This window comes from Psychrobacter sp. M17(2026) (assembly GCF_055699815.1).
Genome location: NZ_CM146741.1, coordinates 563,841 through 588,866 on the forward strand (window position 1 = coordinate 563,841; position 25,026 = coordinate 588,866).

Consider the following 25,026-nt stretch of genomic DNA (forward strand, 5'->3'; position numbering starts at 1 on the left):
CTAGCGGCTGATTCTCAAAGATTAGACCGCTATTGCGTATCGAATTGTATAGTCGCTATTATTTGGCGTTTATCCGTGCCATAAAATGCTAAACTATCCGCTATGACTTGCAGCTATTTTACCATGCTATAGGGAATACCTTTTTGTTATTATTATCGGGTCTGTTTTACTCTTATATTCTATTACAAGATATACCGCTATGAAACCTGAACTACCCCCGCGTATTGCTGTGTTATTGATCAATCTAGGGACGCCTGATGAGCCGACTGCTCCTGCGGTTAGACGCTACTTAAAGCAGTTTTTGTCAGACCCTAGAGTCATCGAAATTCCTAAGTTTTTGTGGGCGATTATCCTAAACTTATTTGTATTGCCGAGCCGACCAAAGCGCGTGGCCGAAGCTTATGCCAGTATTTGGGATGGGGACTCACCGATGCGTAATATTTTGAATACGCAAGTAGAGAAGCTCGAATCGCGTTTGGTCGATACTGCTAGGCCTTTTCGAGTGACTACTCATGCAGCGATGAGCTACGGTAATCCAGGCCTGCCTGATGTTATGGATAAATTACGTGCTGAGGGTGTCGATCATTTTGTGATGTTGCCCGTATTTCCGCAGTATTCAGCGACCTCAACAGGTGCGGTCTACGATGCGATCACCAAATGGTCACTCAAACAGCGTAACTTGCCTAATATCACTATTGTAAAAGACTACTTTGCCCATCCGCTGTATATCAAAGCTTTAGCCGATAGTATTCGCCGTTTTCAAGCGGTGCATGGCAAGCCTGAAAAGCTGATGTTTAGCTTCCATGGTATTCCGCAGCCGTATATGGATAAAGGCGATCCTTATCCACGCCGTTGCAAATGTACTGCCGCGCAGGTTGCTCATGAGCTAGGACTCTCTGATGATGAATGGATTATCAGTTTCCAATCACGCTTTGGTAAGCAAGAATGGGTCAAGCCCTATACTGATGTCGTGCTAGATGAATGGGCGAAGTCTGGGGTAAAATCTGTACAAATCCTTAGCCCAGCATTCTCAGCGGATTGTCTTGAGACTCTAGAAGAGTTAGCGATTGAGAACCGTGAGCGCTTTTTAGAGGCGGGCGGTGAGGAGTATCATTATATTCCTGCCCTTAACTTCGATGAGGCGCATATCGATCTATTAGAGGCGATGAGTGCGCCCCTAGTAAAAGGCTGGGCGGGCACGTTGGATGGCTGGGTATAACGGCTTTAGGTAAATCATAAAAAGTAATAGGTTATAAATCACAAAAAGCACGCTCAATAAAGTTGGGCGTGCTTTTTATTTAAAATAACGGCTTTAAGTTAAAAACTTATCTATAGATCATTATCATTATTGCTATGTTCAGCGGCTTCTCTATCGGCAATATCGACAATATCAGGATAGTCGCTATCATCTAGATTATCTTGTACCAAGACATTGTCGATAGTCGATTCGTCTATATTTTGACGGTGCATTGGTGTGAGACCTTGAGTAGCGCCGCTGCCTGCTTGTGAGTTGTCAAACCCTGCGCTGTTATCAATCACCTCGTCATCATTGATAGTGTGCAGCATGTCATTATCAAGATCTACCAGCTGATCATCGCGATCCATATCGGTGCTCTTGTGACTAGCAATTTCATTCATCTCATCAGGTAGTGGCTGTTTTGAATTATCCATAATTTATTCCTTAGTTCTTATTTGATATTAGTAATTATCCGTTTACTAGTGTGCAAGGATATGCCGCTTACCGCTAGTAGTAAGCTGTGAAAAGATGTGCAAAAAATGTAAGGCAGCTATTATTTTTAATGACAAATTTAACGATGCTTTTAAGAAGTAAACCTAAAAAGCAAAACGGCTACCAATATTTGATAGCCGTTTTGTTTGTTCAAAATTATGATCATTAATAGTTACTGCTAGATAATCTACTTAGTACCGATTCTACTATTTACAAAGCGCATGATTGGATCGGGTGCTACTTGTGAGGCCTTTTGCAATACTTTCGCTGGCAAGCCAATAGGGTAGTGAGTAGCAGTCAGTTTACGGTTAGGGCAAGTGCTCAGCTTAGCGAGTTTTTTGGCGACATCATCAACGGTTAGATTGATGCCTAAACGGTCAATACTAGTGACGGTGATGTCTTTGGTCATATCAGACTTGACCCATAACGGCATGACATCGATAACCTTAACGCCCATCTCGCTATATTCGATGTTTAGCCCTTCGGTCAGACCACGTACAAAGAACTTACTGGCCGCATAAGGCGCAACTTCTGACTGCCCATAAATAGCAGAAGCAGAAGATAGATTAATGATTTTACCTTCTTTACTCTCTGCTAAATGCGGCGCTAGCTTATGACAGCCGATCAACACGCCTTTACAGTTAATATCGATTAATGATAGTTGCTTGTCCAAATCAGTCGTCGGCAATACGCCACTGACCAGTACGCCTGCATTATTAATAAGCGTGTCGATACCACCGAAGTTATCGGTCATTTGCTCAATCGCTTTATCCCAATCCTCAGGCTTAGTCACATCTAGATTACCTGTGATAATACGCTGTTTTTTATTGGCTTTTTTAAAGGCTTTGTCGGTAACGACGCGTTTTAGCTCAGCAGTATCGATATCGAATAGGCCGACGCTATGGCCTTTGGCAGCTAGACGTTTGGCAGTTGCTAGACCGATACCGCGTGATGCACCTGTGATTAGAATGTTCATAGTAGTTTACTCAATAGTAATTAATAAAAAGTTAGTTGTCTTCAACCATTACTTTAGTATAGCAAACTGCCACTGAATATAACTAAGCAAACGACTAGCTATCATTGATTTGCCACCTCAAAGCGCAGTTTACTCGTTGACTGTCCTTCAAAGCCAAGTAATTTGAGATGCCACAAATAAACTAGAGCAATACTGTAGATAATCAACTCAGACAGCTCCTCAACTATCATGCCAAAAGTAGTAGGGAAGACAATGGCATGCTCTCCCATATATTGAAACAGTGCTAATACGGCTACTGCTATATATAACGCTACAGCGGTGTGCTTTAAAAGTGCCCAGCAATAACGCCATGAATAAATTAACAGGCCAATAGTAATGATATAAATAATAGTAAGGACTAAGTCTTCCCACCAGTCGTAAACATATCCTAATAAGGAAAAGTCTGGCGCAATAAGTAAGTCGGGTAGATAGTTCAATTCACGCCGAATAACAGTAAAGAACACCAATACTGAGGCAAGCCAAAAATGATGGCCGCGTTTGATACTGCTCTTTACCATATATTGCGCACAACGTAGCAAACAGGCTAGTAAGATAAAGATGCTAATAATTTCAACGATGCCACTTTCAATAAAGATAGTTAGCTCCTAAAGTATGAGAAATAAAGCTATAAAACAAAAAAGTGAACCCGAAGGCTCACTTTAAAGGTCAAAATATCCTATGCAAAAAGGATGTTTTGATAATGATATATTATAGTACTAGATTTAATCGTTGGCTAGCATAGAAACTTGTAGATTGAACGATTTTTTCTACTGACGCGTCTATTTTTAATACGACTGTTTTTAATGCGCCTCATCCCAATTAGCGCCACTATCGGTCTCAACCAATAACGGCACGACAAAGTCTACCTCCCAGCCCATATCTTTTGCGGTCTCTGACAATACATTCTGCATCGCGTCTTTGATCAACTGACTGATCTCAGCCACTTTGTCGCTATCAACTTCGAACACTAGCTCATCATGGACTTGCAGTAGCATTTTGGCTTGATTTTTAGGCAATACTTTATCGACCGCAACCATAGCCAGCTTGATTAGATCAGCCGCTGAGCCTTGCAGTGGGGCGTTGATAGCCGCGCGTTCAGCGCCTCGGCGTACCATCTGATTGCTATGAGCGATATCAGGGGTATAAAGCTTACGCCCTAATATAGTTTCGATATAGCCACGCTCATGAGCGCTGGCGCGAGTATCTATCATGTATTGCTTGACGCTTGGGTAGCGCTCAAAATACATATCGATATAGTCTTGTGCCTCACCGCGACTCATCTGTAACTGCTTAGCCAGTCCAAAAGCGCTCATACCGTAGAGCAGACCAAAGTTAATGGCTTTTGCATTACGGCGCTCGGTTGCACTGACCTCAGTTACCGCTTTGCCTAATACTTCAGCAGCGGTTGCGCTATGAATATCTAGTCCTTCATTAAAGGCACGGGTTAAGTTGGCATCCCCTGAAAAATGCGCCATCAGTCGTAGCTCAATTTGTGAATAATCCGCTGCTAATAGCACACGGCCTTCTGGCGCGATAAAAGCTTGACGAATCAGACGACCCGTGGCGGTCCGGATAGGAATGTTTTGCAAGTTAGGATCAGTGGATGACAAGCGACCTGTACTTGTTAAGGCTTGATGATAGCTAGTATGTACGCGATCCGTTTCACTATCGGCAACCGCATCGAGCGCATCGGTATAAGTGCTCTTAAGCTTAGATAAGCTACGATACTCCAGCACGATATCAACCAGCGGATGATCAACCTTTGATAATACAGCTTCACCTGTTGAATACTGCCCCGACTTAGTCTTTTTGCCACCAGGGACACCGAGCTTATCAAAGAGCATCTCGCCTAATTGTTTGGGCGAACCGAGATTAAATTCTTCGCCAGCGACTTCATAAGCTTGCGCTTCAAGTGCAATAATCTCTTCATCAAAACGCTTGGATAGCTCGTTTAAGAAGGGGCGCTTAATTAAAATGCCGTGTGCCTCCATCTGGCAGAGGATTTGGGCGACTGGAATCTCTAACTCGTGTAGCAATTTAACGTTATTAGCGTCATCAATGAGCTTTTCATTAAAGACGTCAAATAGCTGATAAGTAATATCGGCATCCTCACAAGCGTAGTCGCTGGCGATATCAATGGCGACTTTATCGAAGCTGACTTGTTTCGCGCCTTTGCCAGCGACGTCTTCATAGCTGATGGTTTGGGTTTGCAGATAGTGCCGCGCTAGATCATCCATACCGTGGCGGGTAATAGCTGCATTGATGACATAGCTGGCGAGCATAGTATCCATCGCCCAGTTATTTTTTGAATGCTCGGCATTGCTATGAATGCTACCAATCAGATCAATATCATAATGACTTAAGATATGTGCGTCATACTTTAGATGTTGACCGATTTTGCCGATATCGGCATTTTCCAAAATCGGCTTTAATCGCGCAAGTACCGTATCACGATCCAGCTGCTTAGCTATTAATTCATCACCTTCTAAGCTATGGGTCAGCGGAATGTAATAAGCTTCGTGTGCTTGTAGAGCAAAAGATAAGCCGACGATTTCAGCTTGACGCCAATAGATGCTCGTAGTCTCAGTGTCGATAACAAAATGCGGCGCGGCCTCTAATTGTGCCACTAAGCTATCAAAAGCTGGCATGTCCAATACGGTGTGCCAAGCTTTAACCTGAGATTTGCTACTTTTAATATTTTCAATCTTAGTCGATTGCATCGCTTTGGCGACTTGCGCTTGCGATTCAGTGCTGGCTTGGCTATTGGCAACACTACCCGCACCATTATTGGCGGGGTGGTTGGGATGATCTAACGAGGCCAGCTCGTTTTTGAACTCAAGCTCAGTGTACAAAGCGCGTAATTCGTCGATATGAGCGCTCGGGTCGGTATTGATACGCAGGTCTTCCCAGTCCTGCCCAATATCCAAGTCCGTCACGATAGTCGCCAGCTGCGCGTTAAGGGGAATCTCATCAGCGTGCTCAATCAATCCTTTCGCACCGCGCCCTTTTATATAGCCGATATTTTTGAGCATGTTATCGATATCGCCATACTCATTGAGCAAGTCTTTAGCGGTCTTTTTGCCGATACCAGGCACGCCTTTGATACCATCAGAGGAGTCACCCATCAGGGTTAGATAGTCGATCATTTGCTTAGGTTCGATACCCAGCTTATCTATCACCCCTTGAGTATCGGTGATCTTACCCGTAAAGCTATCCTCAAGTATCACCGCGTCATTGACCAGCTGCATCATGTCTTTATCACCTGTCGAGATGACAACGTGATGGCCCTCGAACACCGCGCGATGGGCGAGAGTACCGATAATATCATCGGCCTCAGCGCCTTCAATACGGAGTAGCGGAATACCTAAAGCCGTCACTAAGCGATGAATAAACGGAATCTGCTGCACCAGCTCGATATCCATCGGCGGACGCGCTGCCTTATAATCTGTCGATAACTGATGACGAAAAGTAGGAGACTTAGTATCAAAAGTCACTGCCATATGAGTCGGGTGATAGCGGCGCATCAGCTTGAGCAAAGCGTTTAGAGTACCGCGAATAGCATTGGTATGCTGGCCTTGGGTGGTAGTCATTTCAGGCAGCGCGTGAAAGGTACGAAATAGATAATAAGAGCCGTCGACTAAGATAAATGGCGGCTTATCTTTATCCACTTGACTGGTATCCATAGTCGCCACATTGGGCATCGTCGCAAAGCTTGGCAAAGTATTCGGATCAACAGGTGAGTGTGAGTTATGGTCACTGTCTTTAATAGGGTCACTCATAAAAGGTCACTTATAGTTTAGGCAAAAATCTGGTTTATGTAAGAGCAATATGGGCAAAAATTACTTCTATTATAACGATAAAATCAGTGCTTGCCGAACGGCTTGTGCGTTACGATGTGTACGCGTCGTTAATTCGATATGATAGTCAATACTAAACAAGATTTTTATAGTTAGAACGTGAGACTGATATAGTTTTTACTTGCTTGCTTGCTTGCTTGCTGTGCCTGCGCAGCTCGATGCTACGCAAAATTTATACCAGTCTCACTATATAGTTTATATTGAATAGACTAGCTAAATGATGCAGACATAAAAAAAGAACCCAGTGCTGACTGGATTCTCATAATTATAATAGCAATTGTGACACTATAATTGTAGAACTGTCTTGTTACTTGACCTCAGAAGTCACTTCGATGTCGATATTGCCTTTAGTGGCTTTTGAATAAGGACAGACATCGTTAGCTTTTTCGACTAGCTTTTGGAAGTCATCGCTTGAGATATCAGTACTGTCGGCAGTCACATGGATTTTTACTGCTAGTTTGTACTCATGATCGCCGCCTTGCATTAAGTCAACGGTAGTCTCTGTGGTTGAACCAAAACTAGCGCTTTCCATCTTTTTGACCACACCTAAGGCACTGTCAAAACAAGCGGCATAACCCATCGCTAATAATTGCTCGGGATTGTTACCCTCTACATTACCGCCTGGAGGTGCCATTTTTACTGTTAAGTCACTGTCGCTTAGTGAAGCATTACCTGTACGACCGCCAGTAACGGTAGCTTTGGTTGAATATAATGATTTCATAAAATGTCCTTTTTTGAATGAACGTAAATATATTAATTAATGAATAATTAAATGACTCAGCCAGCATAACAAACCTTGATGCTGACTTTATATAAGCGGAGTAAATCTATGCTAGTGATTTGTAAGTGTCGCATGGGCTTTAAATCAATTAAGACGGAAGATATCATGAGTACAAGCTGTCTATATAAACCTTAGACCTAGTAAGGTAAAATCAGTATCTATATCAGTATCTATATCAGTATCTATATCAGTATCTATATCAGTATCTATAAAAGAATAAGATATTTTAAATAGGATTTTTTGTGATGAATAATAAATTATTGATACCCTTTGTGTTGACTGCGCTAGCAACGGCTTTGATCGGCTGCGGCGAAGGTGAGGATGCTATTTTTGGTTCTAGTAATAATGAGCTTGAAATCAATAGTTTTGAGCGCGTAAATAATAATATTGCGCGTATTGAAACTGAGTACAGCAATGGCGAGCGCGATATTGATGTGACTAGCATTACAGGCAGTTTTGATCTTGCAAGTATCAATAACTTAGCTGTCTCAACGGTGTTAGCCAATAACTTCGAAGGTACGCTCGAAGATCGCTACATTGAGGTCAATAATCGGACAGTCACGCGACCTATTTATGCTAAAAATAGCAATGAGCGTTTTGACTATCAGGTTACTTATCGAACGCTCGATTTATCAAACAAAGATGCAAGTAGTTATCAAAAGGGTAATCGTCCTATTGATGATCGCGGTATCAAAACGGACCTAAATAACTATAGCAATATTCCTAGTAATATTAGCTTTCCTAGTGGCTCGGTGTGCTATGTCCCTGTGACTGACAGTGATCTCTCGTTTTTTGTCTTTAACGATAAAAATAAAACAGGCTATTCAACCCTTAATGATTGGATTGAGGCGAATGAAAAGCGCTTTGGCAGCAATCAATCATCGCGTACAGACATAGTAAATATTGGTGTAAATAATAACGATCGCGCTGCACAAGTGAAGTTTTTTACTACTAATCAGCGCATCGAATACAACTACTATGGGACTGAGTTTGAGCGGAATATATTTGATGCCGATTTTGTAGCCAAAGATAAAACGAGTCCTAATGAAGATAGTTTTCGTGGTGTAATTGATTGCACTTTAGTTAACGATACAGCAGCTGACTTTTTAGAAAGAGAAATCAGAACAGCCTATTAATAGTAAAAACCATGAACACTTTCTATTTTTAATAGGGAGTGTTTTTTTGCGTGAGTTCTGCACCTTGCAGCGAAATCAGCTACAATACGCGCACTATCCTTCTTATAAAAAGAATATCCTAACTCCCTTTTATTGAAGCCAAAAACTATGAGCGTAGATTCAAAAACTCTAAATAAAGAAGTCGCCAAACGCCGCACCTTTGCCATTATCTCGCATCCTGATGCGGGTAAAACCACGATGACCGAAAAGCTATTATTGTGGGGTCAAGCCATTCAAAAAGCAGGTGAGGTCAAAGGCCGTAAAACCGATCGCCATGCCACCTCCGACTGGATGAGCATGGAGCAAGAGCGCGGTATCTCTATCACCACCTCGGTCATGCAATTCCCTTATAGCGACAGCATCGTCAATCTGCTCGACACCCCAGGTCATGCTGATTTCAGTGAAGATACCTATCGTACTCTCACCGCTGTCGACAGTGCGCTAATGATGGTCGATGGCGCAAAAGGCGTCGAAGAGCGTACCATCAAGCTGATGGAAGTGTGTCGGATGCGTGATACGCCGATTATCTCTTTTGTCAATAAGCTCGATCGGCAGATTCGTGAGCCATTAGAATTGCTCAGTGAAATCGAAGCGGTACTTAAGATCAAATGCATTCCGCTGACTTGGCCTATCGGTATGGGGCAGGATTTCGTTGGGGTATATCATTTGACCGAAAACAAAACCTATCTTTATCAAAAAGGTCACGGTACCGAAATTGTAGCGATCGAAACTCGTGACGGTTATGACTATCCTGACATCCGTGAGCGCTTAGGTGCACTGATGTTTGCCTCGTTTGAGGAGTCGCTAGAGCTAGTACAGATGGCGCTTGAGGACTTTACAGTAGAAGAGTTCTTGGCAGGTGAGATGACGCCTGTGTTATTCGGTACAGCGCTAGGTAACTTTGGCGTCAACATGGTGCTCGATACGCTAGTCAAGTACGCCCCGCCGCCCAAAGCGCATCCAACAGAAGAACGTGAAGTTGCGGCGACTGAGACTAGTTTCAGTGGCTTTGTGTTTAAGATTCAGGCCAATATGGATCCGCGCCATCGTGACCGTATTGCCTTTATGCGTGTTTGCTCTGGCAAATACGAAAAGGGTATGAAAATGAAGCATGTGCGTCTGGGTAAAGACGTGCGTATTGCTGATGCGCTAACCTTTTTAGCGGGTGATCGTGAAGCGTTAGAAGAAGCTTATCCGGGTGATATTATCGGTCTACATAATCACGGTACGATTTCCATTGGTGATAGCTTTACCGAAGGCGAGATGCTCAATTTTACGGGTATTCCACATTTTGCTCCTGAATTATTTCGTCGAGTGGTACTGCGTGATCCTCTTAAATCTAAAGCACTGCAAAAAGGTCTACAGCAGCTAAGTGAAGAGGGCGCAACACAGGTCTTTATGCCGCAGATTAATAATGATTTAGTGCTAGGCGCGGTTGGGGTGCTTCAGTTTGAAGTAGTTGCCCATCGCTTAAAAGAAGAATATAAAGTTCAGTGTACCTTTGAGCCTGTATCGATTGCCACCGTGCGCTGGATTCATTGTGATGATGAAGTAGCCTTAGCAAAATTTAAGAAAAAAGCCCATGACCAGTTATCGCTTGATGGCGGTGGTTATTTGACTTATCTAGCACCGTCTAGAGTCAATCTACAGTTGATGCAAGAGCGCTATCCTGAGGTTACTTTTAGTAATACGCGTGAGCATTAACAGCTAATTGCTTATTTTGCTGTAACTAGAAAAGACACGCTTGGCGTGTCTTTTTTATTGAGTTAATTATTTATTATAATTTCTATTAAAAAATATAATGTTAGTATTTAAGGAAAAAATAAACAAAAAAATAGTTTTGTTTCACTATCAAATTAAACTAATGTAAATTAATATAGCATCAGTATTGTTAGCCAATGTTACCTAAACAAAACAAAAACTCTTCCGTAAGAAAGCTTAACAAGGATGTCTAATGACGCAAACAATTAAACTGGCCGTGCAAAAAGATAATGTCAACTTGACTAATCAAGTATTAAATAGCAATCAACCTACTAAAATAGCTGCTGAAGAAGGCATGCAGATTGCTTTAGTAGACGCTAAAACAGGTCAACCAGCTAAAAAGCTAAAAGCTAAAAAAGTAGTCGATGACTTACTAATTGCAGATGAAAATGGTGAAACGTTACTGACTATTGAGGATTATTATTTAACCAATGATATTCAGCTTGGTACAGTTAGTGATTCAGGTTTTGTTGAGTTTGAGTATGTGAGTTCTGAGACAGGTGTAACATCACAAATAGCTTCTGAATCTTCTTATACAACACTTGTGTCAGGTATGTTAAGTGATACTTCAATAGTTAGTGGTATCAGCAATGGTGTTTTATTGGGCTCACTTGGCGCGGCAGCATTAGGGATTGCGGCTCTAAGTAGTGGTTCGAGTGATGACTCACCAAAGACACCTGCTAATAATCTACCCGTCTCAAAAGACTATATCATCGCAGCGACAGAGGACACTGTTGCTAAAGGCATGCTAGCCAAAGCTACTGACGCTGATGGCGACAGCTTAACCTACGCCATCGCCACTAATGCCGCTAATGGCAAAGTAGTCATCGGTAAAGATGGCAGCTACACCTACACGCCAAATGCCAACTTCAATGGCAAAGACACTTTCACCTATACCATTAATGACGGCAAAGGTGGTGTCATCACCCAAACCGCTACTATCAGTGTCGCAGCAGTGAATGATGCACCGGTATCAGAGAACAGCACGATTGCGGCAACAGAAGACACCGTTGCTAAAGGAATACTCGCTAAAGCCACTGACGTTGATGGCGATGCACTGACGTATGTTATCGCTTCAGCTGCTAAAAACGGTACGGCGGTTGTCAATAAAGATGGTAGCTACAGCTATACGCCAAATGCCAACTTTAATGGTAAAGATAGCTTCACCTATACCGTCACTGATGGGACAGAAACGATAATTAAAACGGCCAATGTTACTGTGGCTTCAGTGAATGATCTACCCATCTCAAAGAACAGCACTATTGCAGCGACTGAAGACACCGTTGTTAGTGGCAAGCTAGAAGCGGCGACTGACGCTGATGGTGATACCTTAACCTATGCCATCGCAACCAATGCTGCTAATGGTAAAGTAGTCATCGGTAAGGACGGCAGCTACACCTACACGCCTAATGCAGATTTCAATGGCAAAGACACTTTCACCTATACCATCAATGACGGCAAAGGTGGTGTCATCACCCAGACCGCGACTGTAAACGTTGCAGCAGTGAATGATGCACCAGTATCAGAGAACAGCACGATTGCAGCGACAGAAGACACTGTTGCTAAAGGCATGCTGACTAAAGCCACTGACGTTGATGGCGATACCTTAACGTATACGCTAGCCACTGCTGCCGCTAACGGCAAAGTGATCATCGGTAAAGATGGTAGCTACAGCTATACGCCAAATGCCAACTTTAATGGTAAAGATAGCTTCACCTATACCGTCACTGATGGTACAGAAATCATTACTAAAACGGCCAACATTACTGTGGCTTCAGTGAATGATCTACCGATCTCAAGCAATACTGCGATCACAGCGACTGAAGATACGGTAGCAACAGGCAAATTGGCCGCAGCGACAGACGCTGATGGCGATACCTTAAGCTATGCGTTAAAAGACACAGCCGCTAATGGCATCGTGGTGATTAGCAAAGACGGCAATTATACCTATACGCCAAATGCTGACTTCAATGGTAGCGACAGCTTCACCTATACGATTAGTGATGGACAAGGCGGGGTTATTACGCAAACGGCGAGTATTACCGTGGCCTCTGTCAATGATTTGCCAGTCTCAAGCAATACTGCGATCACAGCGACTGAAGATACGGTAGCAACAGGCAAATTGGCCGCAGCGACAGACGCTGATGGCGATACCTTAAGCTATGCGTTAAAAGACACAGCGGCTAACGGCAAAGTAGTCATCGGTAAAGATGGCAGCTACACCTATACGCCAAACGCTGATTTCAATGGCAAAGACACTTTCACCTATACCATTAATGACGGTAAAGGTGGTGTCATCACCCAGACTGCTACGGTTAATATGGCAGCAGTGAATGATGCACCCGTATCAGAGAACAGCACGATTGCTGCGACAGAGGACACTGTTGCTAAAGGCATGCTAGCCAAAGCTACTGACGCTGATGGCGACAGCTTAACCTACGCCATCGCCACTAATGCCGCTAATGGCAAAGTAGTCATCGGTAAAGATGGCAGCTACACCTACACGCCAAATGCCAACTTCAATGGCAAAGACACTTTCACCTATACCATTAATGACGGCAAAGGTGGTGTCATCACCCAAACCGCTACTATCAGTGTCGCAGCAGTGAATGATGCACCGGTATCAGAGAACAGCACGATTGCGGCAACAGAAGACACCGTTGCTAAAGGAATACTCGCTAAAGCCACTGACGTTGATGGCGATGCACTGACGTATGTTATCGCTTCAGCTGCTAAAAACGGTACGGCGGTTGTCAATAAAGATGGTAGCTACAGCTATACGCCAAATGCCAACTTTAATGGTAAAGATAGCTTCACCTATACCGTCACTGATGGGACAGAAACGATAATTAAAACGGCCAATGTTACTGTGGCTTCAGTGAATGATCTACCCATCTCAAAGAACAGCACTATTGCAGCGACTGAAGACACCGTTGTTAGTGGCAAGCTAGAAGCGGCGACTGACGCTGATGGTGATACCTTAACCTATGCCATCGCAACCAATGCTGCTAATGGTAAAGTAGTCATCGGTAAGGACGGCAGCTACACCTACACGCCTAATGCAGATTTCAATGGCAAAGACACTTTCACCTATACCATCAATGACGGCAAAGGTGGTGTCATCACCCAGACCGCGACTGTAAACGTTGCAGCAGTGAATGATGCACCAGTATCAGAGAACAGCACGATTGCAGCGACAGAAGACACTGTTGCTAAAGGCATGCTGACTAAAGCCACTGACGTTGATGGCGATACCTTAACGTATACGCTAGCCACTGCTGCCGCTAACGGCAAAGTGATCATCGGTAAAGATGGTAGCTACAGCTATACGCCAAATGCCAACTTTAATGGTAAAGATAGCTTCACCTATACCGTCACTGATGGTACAGAAATCATTACTAAAACGGCCAACATTACTGTGGCTTCAGTGAATGATCTACCGATCTCAAGCAATACTGCGATCACAGCGACTGAAGATACGGTAGCAACAGGCAAATTGGCCGCAGCGACAGACGCTGATGGCGATACCTTAAGCTATGCGTTAAAAGACACAGCCGCTAATGGCATCGTGGTGATTAGCAAAGACGGCAATTATACCTATACGCCAAATGCTGACTTCAATGGTAGCGACAGCTTCACCTATACGATTAGTGATGGACAAGGCGGGGTTATTACGCAAACGGCGAGTATTACCGTGGCCTCTGTCAATGATTTGCCAGTCTCAAGCAATACTGCGATCACAGCGACTGAAGATACGGTAGCAACAGGCAAATTGGCCGCAGCGACAGACGCTGATGGCGATACCTTAAGCTATGCGTTAAAAGACACAGCGGCTAACGGCAAAGTAGTCATCGGTAAAGATGGCAGCTACACCTATACGCCAAACGCTGATTTCAATGGCAAAGACACTTTCACCTATACCATTAATGACGGTAAAGGTGGTGTCATCACCCAGACTGCTACGGTTAATATGGCAGCAGTGAATGATGCACCCGTATCAGAGAACAGCACGATTGCTGCGACAGAGGACACTGTTGCTAAAGGCATGCTAGCCAAAGCTACTGACGCTGATGGCGACAGCTTAACCTACGCCATCGCCACTAATGCCGCTAATGGCAAAGTAGTCATCGGTAAAGATGGCAGCTACACCTACACGCCAAATGCCAACTTCAATGGCAAAGACACTTTCACCTATACCATTAATGACGGCAAAGGTGGTGTCATCACCCAAACCGCTACTATCAGTGTCGCAGCAGTGAATGATGCACCGGTATCAGAGAACAGCACGATTGCGGCAACAGAAGACACCGTTGCTAAAGGAATACTCGCTAAAGCCACTGACGTTGATGGCGATGCACTGACGTATGTTATCGCTTCAGCTGCTAAAAACGGTACGGCGGTTGTCAATAAAGATGGTAGCTACAGCTATACGCCAAATGCCAACTTTAATGGTAAAGATAGCTTCACCTATACCGTCACTGATGGGACAGAAACGATAATTAAAACGGCCAATGTTACTGTGGCTTCAGTGAATGATCTACCCATCTCAAAGAACAGCACTATTGCAGCGACTGAAGACACCGTTGTTAGTGGCAAGCTAGAAGCGGCGACTGACGCTGATGGTGATACCTTAACCTATGCCATCGCAACCAATGCTGCTAATGGTAAAGTAGTCATCGGTAAGGACGGCAGCTACACCTACACGCCTAATGCAGATTTCAATGGCAAAGACACTTTCACCTATACCATCAATGACGGCAAAGGTGGTGTCATCACCCAGACCGCGACTGTAAACGTTGCAGCAGTGAATGATGCACCAGTATCAGAGAACAGCACGATTGCAGCGACAGAAGACACTGTTGCTAAAGGCATGCTGACTAAAGCCACTGACGTTGATGGCGATACCTTAACGTATACGCTAGCCACTGCTGCCGCTAACGGCAAAGTGATCATCGGTAAAGATGGTAGCTACAGCTATACGCCAAATGCCAACTTTAATGGTAAAGATAGCTTCACCTATACCGTCACTGATGGTACAGAAATCATTACTAAAACGGCCAACATTACTGTGGCTTCAGTGAATGATCTACCGATCTCAAGCAATACTGCGATCACAGCGACTGAAGATACGGTAGCAACAGGCAAATTGGCCGCAGCGACAGACGCTGATGGCGATACCTTAAGCTATGCGTTAAAAGACACAGCCGCTAATGGCATCGTGGTGATTAGCAAAGACGGCAATTATACCTATACGCCAAATGCTGACTTCAATGGTAGCGACAGCTTCACCTATACGATTAGTGATGGACAAGGCGGGGTTATTACGCAAACGGCGAGTATTACCGTGGCCTCTGTCAATGATTTGCCAGTCTCAAGCAATACTGCGATCACAGCGACTGAAGATACGGTAGCAACAGGCAAATTGGCCGCAGCGACAGACGCTGATGGCGATACCTTAAGCTATGCGTTAAAAGACACAGCGGCTAACGGCAAAGTAGTCATCGGTAAAGATGGCAGCTACACCTATACGCCAAACGCTGATTTCAATGGCAAAGACACTTTCACCTATACCATTAATGACGGTAAAGGTGGTGTCATCACCCAGACTGCTACGGTTAATATGGCAGCAGTGAATGATGCACCCGTATCAGAGAACAGCACGATTGCTGCGACAGAGGACACTGTTGCTAAAGGCATGCTAGCCAAAGCTACTGACGCTGATGGCGACAGCTTAACCTACGCCATCGCCACTAATGCCGCTAATGGCAAAGTAGTCATCGGTAAAGATGGCAGCTACACCTACACGCCAAATGCCAACTTCAATGGCAAAGACACTTTCACCTATACCATTAATGACGGCAAAGGTGGTGTCATCACCCAAACCGCTACTATCAGTGTCGCAGCAGTGAATGATGCACCGGTATCAGAGAACAGCACGATTGCGGCAACAGAAGACACCGTTGCTAAAGGAATACTCGCTAAAGCCACTGACGTTGATGGCGATGCACTGACGTATGTTATCGCTTCAGCTGCTAAAAACGGTACGGCGGTTGTCAATAAAGATGGTAGCTACAGCTATACGCCAAATGCCAACTTTAATGGTAAAGATAGCTTCACCTATACCGTCACTGATGGGACAGAAACGATAATTAAAACGGCCAATGTTACTGTGGCTTCAGTGAATGATCTACCCATCTCAAAGAACAGCACTATTGCAGCGACTGAAGACACCGTTGTTAGTGGCAAGCTAGAAGCGGCGACTGACGCTGATGGTGATACCTTAACCTATGCCATCGCAACCAATGCTGCTAATGGTAAAGTAGTCATCGGTAAGGACGGCAGCTACACCTACACGCCTAATGCAGATTTCAATGGCAAAGACACTTTCACCTATACCATCAATGACGGCAAAGGTGGTGTCATCACCCAGACCGCGACTGTAAACGTTGCAGCAGTGAATGATGCACCAGTATCAGAGAACAGCACGATTGCAGCGACAGAAGACACTGTTGCTAAAGGCATGCTGACTAAAGCCACTGACGTTGATGGCGATACCTTAACGTATACGCTAGCCACTGCTGCCGCTAACGGCAAAGTGATCATCGGTAAAGATGGCAGCTATAGCTACACGCCAAATGCCAACTTCAATGGCAAAGACAGCTTTACGTACACAGTCAGTGATGGCACAGCAACCATTACTAAGACTGCTAATGTGACTGTTAACTCATTCAGCGAAGTGTATAACCGTGAACTGCAAGAAACGTTTGAAACTACTGTTGTTAGTGAAAAGCAAGTATTAGTAGAGAAGCAGTCATCTAATGCTTTGTATGACACTATAGTTTTTGAAGTAACGGGTGATAATGCAGGTGTAACTTTAAGTCTTTTTGATTCTTCTCGAAATATTAATGCAAATGGTAGTTATACATTAACTGGTCCATCAGGCTCTTCTTCAGGGAATATTAGTGTTTTATCGGCAGGATCGAGCTCATATAATAAGAGTTTAGGTAGTAACCTTTTACCAGGTATCTATACTCTAAATATAGGTATACAAGAAAATGGTTCAATCATTAGTGTTGATGTCATTGAGTTTAAAGACGTTGAGAAAACTGAGTTTACGGGTTATCAAAGTGTCACTGGTAATATCTTTGCTGATGACGACGGCGGTATCAACGCACCTAATGATTATGAGCTTCAGATAAACGGACAATCACTGATATCTCAAGCAGGAAGTTCAGCATCTAGCCCTATTGTTATAGATACAGGGAATGGTCAACTGGAGTTATCAGCTGATGGCTCTTACGTCTATCGCTCAAACGGTAATGAGCTTGGTTTAGACTCAGCTCAGTTGGCAGAAAAGTTCGATATCAAAGTAGTTGATTTACAGGGGAATTATGTTGGCGCTTATCGTGTCAATATCACTTCTGATACAACACCTCCAGAATCAGGTGAGTTAGTATTCAATAACTTTGAAGATACAGGACTATCGCAGGACGATGGTATTACCCAAGACAACACCTTTGATCTAACCGTTAAGAATAATGAAGTAGGTAGCCAAGTTGAGTATCAGTATTCAACGGATCAAGGCGTGACTTGGGCAGTCTTGGCAAACGGTATGGCTTCTAACCTTTCAGATGGTGACTATAGCTTTAGAGCTAAGGTGACAGACGAAGCGCTCAATCAGAGCTTTACCGCGGTAAAAGATATTACTATCGATGCTACTGCTCCTGTATTGGGCCAAATTCTAAACTTCAACACCGCTACTAATCAGTTAGAAGTTAATGCAGATATAGATCAAGACACGCTACAAGCCTTTAAATCCGAAAACGGTACTTTAGTACCTATTGCTGATGCTTCTAACATTCCATTTGCAGAAGGTGATTACCAGATTAAAGCGTCTGATGTGGCTGGAAATAGCACAACCTTAGATTTCGTTATGGCAAATGCGTCTGGCGAGTATAAACCATCAACTGATAGGATTAATATTGTTAAAGGTTCTACTGGAGACGATACTATCTATGGTGGCAATGGTGACGATATATTAATCTCTAATGGTGGTTTTGATAGTTTGTATGGTGAAGCTGGTAATGACACTTTAATTTATGGCGGGAACTCATCTTCTCAAACCGGTCTTCGTGGCGGAGAAGGAGACGACACTTACATCGTTGATACTAGAGATATATCAAATAACTCGAATATTACTATTCAGGATTATTCTGGCTCTAATAGATTGAACTTAGAAGGTGTTAATCCATCCGATCTAATATTGAATAGGAACGATACAAGCCTAGAGATATCAACTGTAAACGGAACCATTAATCTAGTTGATCAGTTTCAAACTGGAATTCTTACTGGAGGTGTTGATAATATCTATTTCGACGATGGAACCGTTTTAGATAGGGCTGCTATTGAAACATTAACGGGTGGAAAAGTAGTTGGTACCGATAGTGACGATGTATTGACGCTTGATAGCGAAAACTCAGTACTTTATGGTTTAGATGGTAATGACACACTAAAAGGTGGTGTAAATGACGATACTATCTATGGTGGCAATGGTGACGATATATTAATCTCTAATGGTGGTTTTGATAGTTTGTATGGTGAAGCTGGTAATGACACTTTAATTTATGGCGGGAACTCATCTTCTCAAACCGGTCTTCGTGGCGGAGAAGGAGACGACACTTACATCGTTGATACTAGAGATATATCAAATAACTCGAATATTACTATTCAGGATTATTCTGGCTCTAATAGATTGAACTTAGAAGGTGTTAATCCATCCGATCTAATATTGAATAGGAACGATACAAGCCTAGAGATATCAACTGTAAACGGAACCATTAATCTAGTTGATCAGTTTCAAACTGGAATTCTTACTGGAGGTGTTGATAATATCTATTTCGACGATGGAACCGTTTTAGATAGGGCTGCTATTGAAAATATGGTAAATAATGGCAATAGCAATGCTCGTAGTACAATGTCATTCGATGAAGCGGAAGACTTTTCTGATGATGCTTTCAGCATAAGTGATGACTCTATTGAGTTAAGCGCACTAAGTAATAATGGTTTTTATTACAACAAGGACATTAATTTAGCTTTCGAAAGTTCAGACTCTAATATTCAAATGAGTACCTTTACAGAGTCACAACCAGCAGAGATACCTAGTATTAACGATTTACTTGATATAGGTAGTAATGAGTTAGTGTTCGAAAGCGCCAATGTAGAGGGATCGAATGCAATTAACGAGACCGTTGCTACGTCAGTATTTAGCGGAAGCTCTGAGCCGTCGATAATAGCAGACTTCAATATAGGGCAACAATCGCTTAGTGATAATATGCAGACAGAAGTGATGTTCCATATTATGTAGAACTCTGTTGTATAAATTAAGCAGTATTGAAAAAGGTGGGCGATTGATCTTCGCTCACCTTTTTTAATGCTTAAAATCAGGATTGGCGAGATACTTCTGCGCTGAAATGCTAAAAAGAAAACTGTAACGATACATTCGATAAAACAATTTAAAAAAGCAAACCTCGCTTACCAACACATCTTAAACAATGATTTATTGATAGATACGCTATGATTATAAAAATCACAGCAAGCTGTCGCTTACATTATCAAAAACTAGGATTTGTTATGCCAGTTAATTCGACCAAAACTAACTTTAAATGGCTAATAAACCCTCTGTTAGCGGTCGTTGTAGGTAGCGCGTTTACGATTCATGCAAGCGCCAGCACTCTGATTAGTAGTACCGATTATCTAGAGTATGAGTTACCACAGACTATTCAAGATGAGTGTTACGAGCGCAGCAACTGTCCAAAGATTGAAGTCAAATATCTCAATACTAATCACGATTGGATAAATAGTATCGTCAATGCGCGTATCAACAATATAGTTGTGTATGATCAGTCAAAAGAAGCGCCTATTGATATGACCATAAATAGCGATTTGGTCAAGATGGCTATCGATACCTTTGTCAAATCTCAGTTTGAAGATTTGCCAGATGATGTGCCGTGGTCTTATGAATTGATCATAAAGCCTGATTACCTTGGTCATGTGAAGTTAAGACAGAGCGAGGACTTAGAGTTATTTGAGATTAACTCTTACGTATTCACTGGCGGTGCTCATGGTATGCCCTTTAGCGAATATCTAATGTTTGATCCGAATACTAAAACACAAATTATGTTTGCTGATATGTTAGAGCAAGGCCAAAAACCTTATTTTGAAGCTTTGGCTTATGACGCTTATAAAGAGTGGGTCAAGACAGTTGACGACGACATTAGCAGCTATGAGGAAAGTTGGCCATTCATGTTAAGTGATAATGTTACTTTGACCGATAAAGGCATTGATATTCGCTACCAGCATTATGCTATCGGTCCTTATGCTTATGGAATGCCAGTATTGAGTATTTCTTATAACAAGTTAAACGGTATTATCAAACCAAATTTTTTGCCAAAATAGTTTTTGCTAAAATAATAGAACCGTCAAAAAGTTATCAGTCTTAGATTAATTAATGACAGGGTAGTTAGAGCGATTAAGTAACCACTCAGTTAAGTATCAAATAAATTAATGATTAAATAAATTAAAACGAGGAGTAGGGTATGAGCGATCATTTGAGCGAATTGGATGTGGATAATACAGATAAGCAAGCGAGCTGGCAGCTCAATGCACTGACAGAGGCGCTAGGTGATTTGAAAGTGACCGTCAGTAATAGCTTATCGATAGGTCGCGGTAGTGACAATGACGTGGTGTTAGGCAGCAAAGAGGTTTCGCGTAATCATGCGCTACTTAGCGTATTAAATGGTCAGCTATACGTCAAAGACTTGACCTCATCGAATGGTACCTTCGTTAATAATGAGCGTATTGAGAGCAATCAGTCAAAGCTGTTAGAGCTAAATGATACTTTGGGTTTTGCCAGCTTTAACTTTACCGTGCTCCAGCCTGACGTCATTACTGATGCTGATGCTGATGCTGATGCTAATGCTAATGCTGATATTGATATTGATACTAGCGTTGCAAATGATATAACCGCAGCTCCTGTGACGGATGCTGATGCTAGTATTGACACACAGAGTGAGATCGAAGCGCTGTCAGCTGGCGTTGAAAGCGACATAACGACAGATCCTGCATCCGACTTTAGCCCTAATACCTCAGCTGATCCAGTAGCAGAATTAGTGCAGAACGATGTCTCTGAACTGGTTAGTAATGAAGCCGAGCCGCCTGTTGTGAAAAAAACAATTATAGAAGATGTTTTGCAGTCTAGTGACGCTATTAATAATGAAAGCTCGGTCAGTGACAGCACAAATAATAACATTGCAGCGGCGATGCCTATAGCAGCAGCTCTAGCGACAGAATCAACAACATCTAAGCCAAGTACGGTAACTGAGACAGTAGCTGAGAAAGAGACAGCGACCTCCAATGAGATACCTACACAGCCTTTAGTCGAAGAGCTGCCAACCAAAGAGCCAGTCTCGCCAGAGCCATTGACCACAGCGCCAGTAACCGACGAGCCATTAATGTATAATAACGCCAGTCATCAAGAGTCGGTAGTCAGTCCTGAACATGACAAAACGACGACTACTGAGCTTCAAGAGGAAGCAGATCCTGATGTATTGCGCGCCAAACAAGCAGCAACGTCACAGTTCTCAGGCACAGCTAATTTAGGTGCAGGTCGTGACTTGGGCACTGAGGGTAATAACGCGATGGATCAAGCTATCGATAATCCTGCCAATGCGGGACACCCTGATAAAAAGCCTAGTGGCGGCTGGTTTATTTGGGTGTTTTTAGCCATTGTTATTATCGCTATAGCGATGTGGCTATTCAATATGGGCGGTGCATAGCGGTCAGTTAAATAGCTATTAAGTGAATAGTCTTTATTAATTAATATAAAGTAGTCGTTCATTTATGAGCGGCTACTATTTACGTATTGGCTAACAGTTTAGTTCTAAGACCGTCATTTAGGCCTATAAAGCTTGCCAGTTTTGCTATACTGGCGGGCTAAGCTATAGTTAGTATTTATACTTTAACGCTATTTTGTCTTATCTATATAGCATTCAATTATTACTACGCTTATTCCCATCTTTTAATCTGCATTTTTTATATTGCGTATTAGAGTCTTACTCTTTATTACCTTAAACTTTGCCAATTCATACCTAATTACTTTAGCATTAAGAGATCGTTTATTATGATGACCTTTAAAGAGTATCAAGCCCTTAAAGACGAAGGTTTTAGCCATGTCCCTTTAGTCAAAAAGCGTCTTATGGATGCGCAGACTCCCGTTTCGGTGTTCTCTAAAGTACGCGATTTAAGCGGTTCTGCTTATCTGTTTGAGTCAGTAGTAGGCGGCGAGCGTTGGGCGCGGTATTCGATGATTGGCTTAGGTAGCGATTTAATTTTGCAATACGCCAACGGTATAATGACTGTAAAAAAAGATGATCAAATAGATAGCGATGCGGTAGATGAGCCGTTCAATTATATTCGTAAGCTGATGGCGCAGTACAAAATGCCAACTGCGGATGATGTAGCAGGCTTACCTAGCTTTAGTGGTGGGCTGGTCGGTTATTTTGGCTACGATATGGTACGTGTCATTGAGCCAAGCGTTGGTGAGTCTGATGCGCCAAATACGATGTCGCTACCTGATATGTGGTTGATGCTGTCGATGAGTGTCATTGTCTTTGATAACCTAGAAAACACCTTATCGATTATCGTCTATGCAGATTGCAGTAATGAGGATGGCTATGGTACTGCTATCCGTGAGCTTGAAAAAATCGAAGATAAGCTGGCGGAGATGCCAGATCTGCATGCGCCTATTATGCCGACGCCCAAGTTTATCTCGCAAACAGGTAAAGAGAAATACTGCGCCGACGTGAATAAGATAAAAGATTACATCATGGCAGGGGATGTGATGCAGGTAGTGCCAGCGCAACGCTTAACCGCTGACTATAGCGGTGACTCTTTAGCTGTTTATCGAGCGCTACGATTCTTAAATCCATCGCCTTATCTGTTTTTGGTGCATGGTTATACTTTGGATGATCATAAACGCTTCGATATTATTGGTGCATCGCCTGAAATTTTATCGCGGGTTGAGGATGGTAAGGTAACCGTGCGTCCATTAGCAGGCACACGGATGCGTGGTCGCGATGAAGCGGAGGATTTAGCGCTTGAGCAAGAGCTGCTCTCAGATACCAAAGAAATCGCCGAGCATCTAATGCTGATTGACTTAGGTCGTAATGATATCGGCCGCGTTTGTGAATACGGTAGCGTTAAAGTCACCGAAAAGATGTTTATTGAGCGTTACTCACAAGTGATGCATATCGCCTCTAATGTCGAGGGCACCGTATTGCCTGACAAAGACGCGTTAGATGTGTTTTGTGCGACTTTTCCAGCAGGTACGTTATCAGGTGCGCCTAAGATCCGCGCGATGCAAATTATCGATGAGGTTGAGCCAGTACGCCGCACTGTCTTTGGTGGCTCAGTGGGCTATTTAGGATGGCATGGCAATATGGATACGGCTATCGCTATTCGCACAGCGGTAATGCGCCGAGGTAAGATTCATATTCAAGCAGGTGCTGGGGTAGTAGCGGATTCTGTGCCAGAGGCAGAATGGGATGAAACTAACAAAAAGGCCTTGGCGTTGGTTAAAGCGGTCAAAATGGCTTGTGATGGTTTGCGTATTCGCTAGAACTGACATATTAATAATATTTCCATGTATAAAAACTAGAGTAGAAATATTTGCATGCGAAAATTAGTAATATAATCAAAGTATTAAAATTTAATTTTAAAAAGTTAATAAAAAAGAAGAAAAAGGGCTTGCGTTCCAGCAAATATTTGATAGAATACACCCCTCTTTGAGAGAACAAGCCGACTTAGCTCAGTTGGTAGAGCAACTGACTTGTAATCAGTAGGTCGCCAGTTCGATCCCGGCAGTCGGCACCATCTCTTTCAAAGACGCTTTTATTAAAGACAGTTGAATATTATTCAAAGTCATTTTATAAAAGCAAACTAAGGTGGGATTGGGGAGCGGTCAAACCCAACAGACTGTAAATCTGTCGCGAAAGCTTCGAAGGTTCGAATCCTTCTCCCACCACCATATTTTTTAGTTTTGCAATCATTTTTGCAAAAAGTATTGTAAGACATCATAGCGCCAAGCACACTCTAAGCAACATCGTTTGATTTAAATTAGAGTATTGCGGGTGTGGTATAATGGTAACACCTTAGCCTTCCAAGCTAATGACGCGGGTTCGATTCCCGCCACCCGCTCCATATACAGCACTAGTCTTAGACAATGTACGATCAATCACGACAATCAGTTATTTTGGCTGTTTCGTGATATTTTTTTATAAGTGATACGATAAGTTATCAGTTATAGCTTAGTTATAAAAAGCATGCTCATATAGCTCAGCGGTAGAGCACTCCCTTGGTAAGGGAGAGGTCTTGAGTTCAATTCTCAATATGAGCTCCATTTTTTAAAGCGGCTACAATCACTATATAAAGTTTTATGCTAATATTGAAAATGATAAAGTTAACTCGGTAGTGATAGATTGAAGGCGACACTGAGGTGTTGCCTTTTTGCGCTGTCTACAGCTGATTAAATAATATCTGTTGACCGTACTATATTAATAATACGGTCATTAGTGAATAAAAATCGTTACCAGAATTAATATTAAGATTGAAAAATTCAGTCTAATACCCATATATAGTAGCTAAGTTAATAT

At 42.8% G+C, this 25,026-nt stretch carries 12 protein-coding genes and 4 tRNA genes; 11 read left to right on the forward strand and 5 right to left on the reverse strand.

The features are described from left to right. Positions 1-199 precede the first annotated feature (199 nt). Positions 200-1,219: a ferrochelatase gene (gene hemH, locus ACR63T_RS02420; protein ID WP_472784658.1), complete on the forward strand. Its 1,020-nt coding sequence runs from the start codon at positions 200-202 to the stop codon at positions 1,217-1,219. A gap of 110 nt (positions 1,220-1,329) precedes the next feature. On the opposite strand, the gene ACR63T_RS02425 is transcribed toward hemH, so the two are convergent. The 5 genes from ACR63T_RS02425 to ACR63T_RS02445 form a co-directional block, all read right to left on the reverse strand. Continuing rightward, the gene (locus ACR63T_RS02425) at positions 1,330-1,671 is read right to left on the reverse strand and encodes a hypothetical protein (RefSeq protein ID WP_201571639.1); all 342 of its coding nucleotides are present in this window, start codon (positions 1,669-1,671) and stop codon (positions 1,330-1,332) included. Between the two features lie 245 nt (positions 1,672-1,916). After that, positions 1,917-2,705 carry an SDR family NAD(P)-dependent oxidoreductase gene (locus tag ACR63T_RS02430; RefSeq protein WP_305899575.1) on the reverse strand — a complete coding sequence of 263 codons (789 nt, stop codon included), beginning with the start codon at positions 2,703-2,705 and terminating at the stop codon, positions 1,917-1,919. Positions 2,706-2,806: 101 nt separating this feature from the next. Then, entirely contained in the window at positions 2,807-3,262 is a 456-nt protein-coding gene (locus tag ACR63T_RS02435) for a hypothetical protein (protein WP_472784659.1), read from the reverse strand. 282 nt (positions 3,263-3,544) lie between these two features. Beyond that, positions 3,545-6,445 carry a DNA polymerase I gene (gene polA / locus ACR63T_RS02440; protein ID WP_472785217.1) on the reverse strand — a complete coding sequence of 967 codons (2,901 nt, stop codon included), beginning with the start codon at positions 6,443-6,445 and terminating at the stop codon, positions 3,545-3,547. 463 nt (positions 6,446-6,908) lie between these two features. Then, positions 6,909-7,322 (reverse strand): Ohr family peroxiredoxin, encoded by a 414-nt coding sequence (locus ACR63T_RS02445; RefSeq protein WP_201571671.1) that lies wholly within the window; start codon positions 7,320-7,322, stop codon positions 6,909-6,911. A 305-nt stretch (positions 7,323-7,627) separates the two neighbouring features. On the opposite strand from ACR63T_RS02445, the gene ACR63T_RS02450 reads away from it, so the two are divergent. From ACR63T_RS02450 to ACR63T_RS02495, 10 genes are all read left to right on the forward strand, one after another. Then, on the forward strand, positions 7,628-8,518 hold the full coding sequence (locus tag ACR63T_RS02450; protein WP_472784660.1) for a hypothetical protein: 891 nt from the start codon (positions 7,628-7,630) through the stop codon (positions 8,516-8,518). Positions 8,519-8,665: 147 nt separating this feature from the next. Next, complete coding sequence (locus ACR63T_RS02455; protein ID WP_472784661.1) at positions 8,666-10,261, forward strand: peptide chain release factor 3; 1,596 nt, start codon at positions 8,666-8,668, stop codon at positions 10,259-10,261. Positions 10,262-10,511: 250 nt separating this feature from the next. Then, positions 10,512-19,682 (forward strand): beta strand repeat-containing protein, encoded by a 9,171-nt coding sequence (locus ACR63T_RS02460; RefSeq protein ID WP_472784662.1) that lies wholly within the window; start codon positions 10,512-10,514, stop codon positions 19,680-19,682. A 266-nt stretch (positions 19,683-19,948) separates the two neighbouring features. Beyond that, a complete protein-coding gene (locus ACR63T_RS02465; protein ID WP_472784663.1) occupies positions 19,949-20,773 on the forward strand; it encodes an RsiV family protein in 825 nt (274 codons plus the stop codon). Positions 20,774-20,913: 140 nt separating this feature from the next. Further along, complete coding sequence (locus ACR63T_RS02470) at positions 20,914-22,152, forward strand: FHA domain-containing protein (protein WP_472784664.1); 1,239 nt, start codon at positions 20,914-20,916, stop codon at positions 22,150-22,152. A gap of 344 nt (positions 22,153-22,496) precedes the next feature. Further along, entirely contained in the window at positions 22,497-23,993 is a 1,497-nt protein-coding gene (locus tag ACR63T_RS02475) for an anthranilate synthase component I family protein (protein WP_201571696.1), read from the forward strand. A gap of 178 nt (positions 23,994-24,171) precedes the next feature. After that, positions 24,172-24,247 (forward strand) — tRNA-Thr (locus ACR63T_RS02480). 70 nt (positions 24,248-24,317) lie between these two features. Further along, a tRNA-Tyr gene (locus ACR63T_RS02485) sits at positions 24,318-24,401 on the forward strand. A gap of 99 nt (positions 24,402-24,500) precedes the next feature. Further along, positions 24,501-24,574, forward strand: a tRNA-Gly gene (locus ACR63T_RS02490). Between the two features lie 124 nt (positions 24,575-24,698). Then, positions 24,699-24,773: transfer RNA gene (locus ACR63T_RS02495), tRNA-Thr, on the forward strand. Positions 24,774-25,026 lie beyond the last annotated feature (253 nt).

Coding starts and splice junctions, on each gene's coding strand:
- hemH (WP_472784658.1), top strand. CDS start 200: ATGAAACCTGAACTACCCCCGCGTATTGCTGTGTTATTGATCAATCTA.
- ACR63T_RS02425 (WP_201571639.1), bottom strand. CDS start 1,671: ATGGATAATTCAAAACAGCCACTACCTGATGAGATGAATGAAATTGCT.
- ACR63T_RS02430 (WP_305899575.1), bottom strand. CDS start 2,705: ATGAACATTCTAATCACAGGTGCATCACGCGGTATCGGTCTAGCAACT.
- ACR63T_RS02435 (WP_472784659.1), bottom strand. CDS start 3,262: ATGGTAAAGAGCAGTATCAAACGCGGCCATCATTTTTGGCTTGCCTCA.
- polA (WP_472785217.1), bottom strand. CDS start 6,445: ATGCCCAATGTGGCGACTATGGATACCAGTCAAGTGGATAAAGATAAG.
- ACR63T_RS02445 (WP_201571671.1), bottom strand. CDS start 7,322: ATGAAATCATTATATTCAACCAAAGCTACCGTTACTGGCGGTCGTACA.
- ACR63T_RS02450 (WP_472784660.1), top strand. CDS start 7,628: ATGAATAATAAATTATTGATACCCTTTGTGTTGACTGCGCTAGCAACG.
- ACR63T_RS02455 (WP_472784661.1), top strand. CDS start 8,666: ATGAGCGTAGATTCAAAAACTCTAAATAAAGAAGTCGCCAAACGCCGC.
- ACR63T_RS02460 (WP_472784662.1), top strand. CDS start 10,512: ATGACGCAAACAATTAAACTGGCCGTGCAAAAAGATAATGTCAACTTG.
- ACR63T_RS02465 (WP_472784663.1), top strand. CDS start 19,949: ATGCCAGTTAATTCGACCAAAACTAACTTTAAATGGCTAATAAACCCT.
- ACR63T_RS02470 (WP_472784664.1), top strand. CDS start 20,914: ATGAGCGATCATTTGAGCGAATTGGATGTGGATAATACAGATAAGCAA.
- ACR63T_RS02475 (WP_201571696.1), top strand. CDS start 22,497: ATGATGACCTTTAAAGAGTATCAAGCCCTTAAAGACGAAGGTTTTAGC.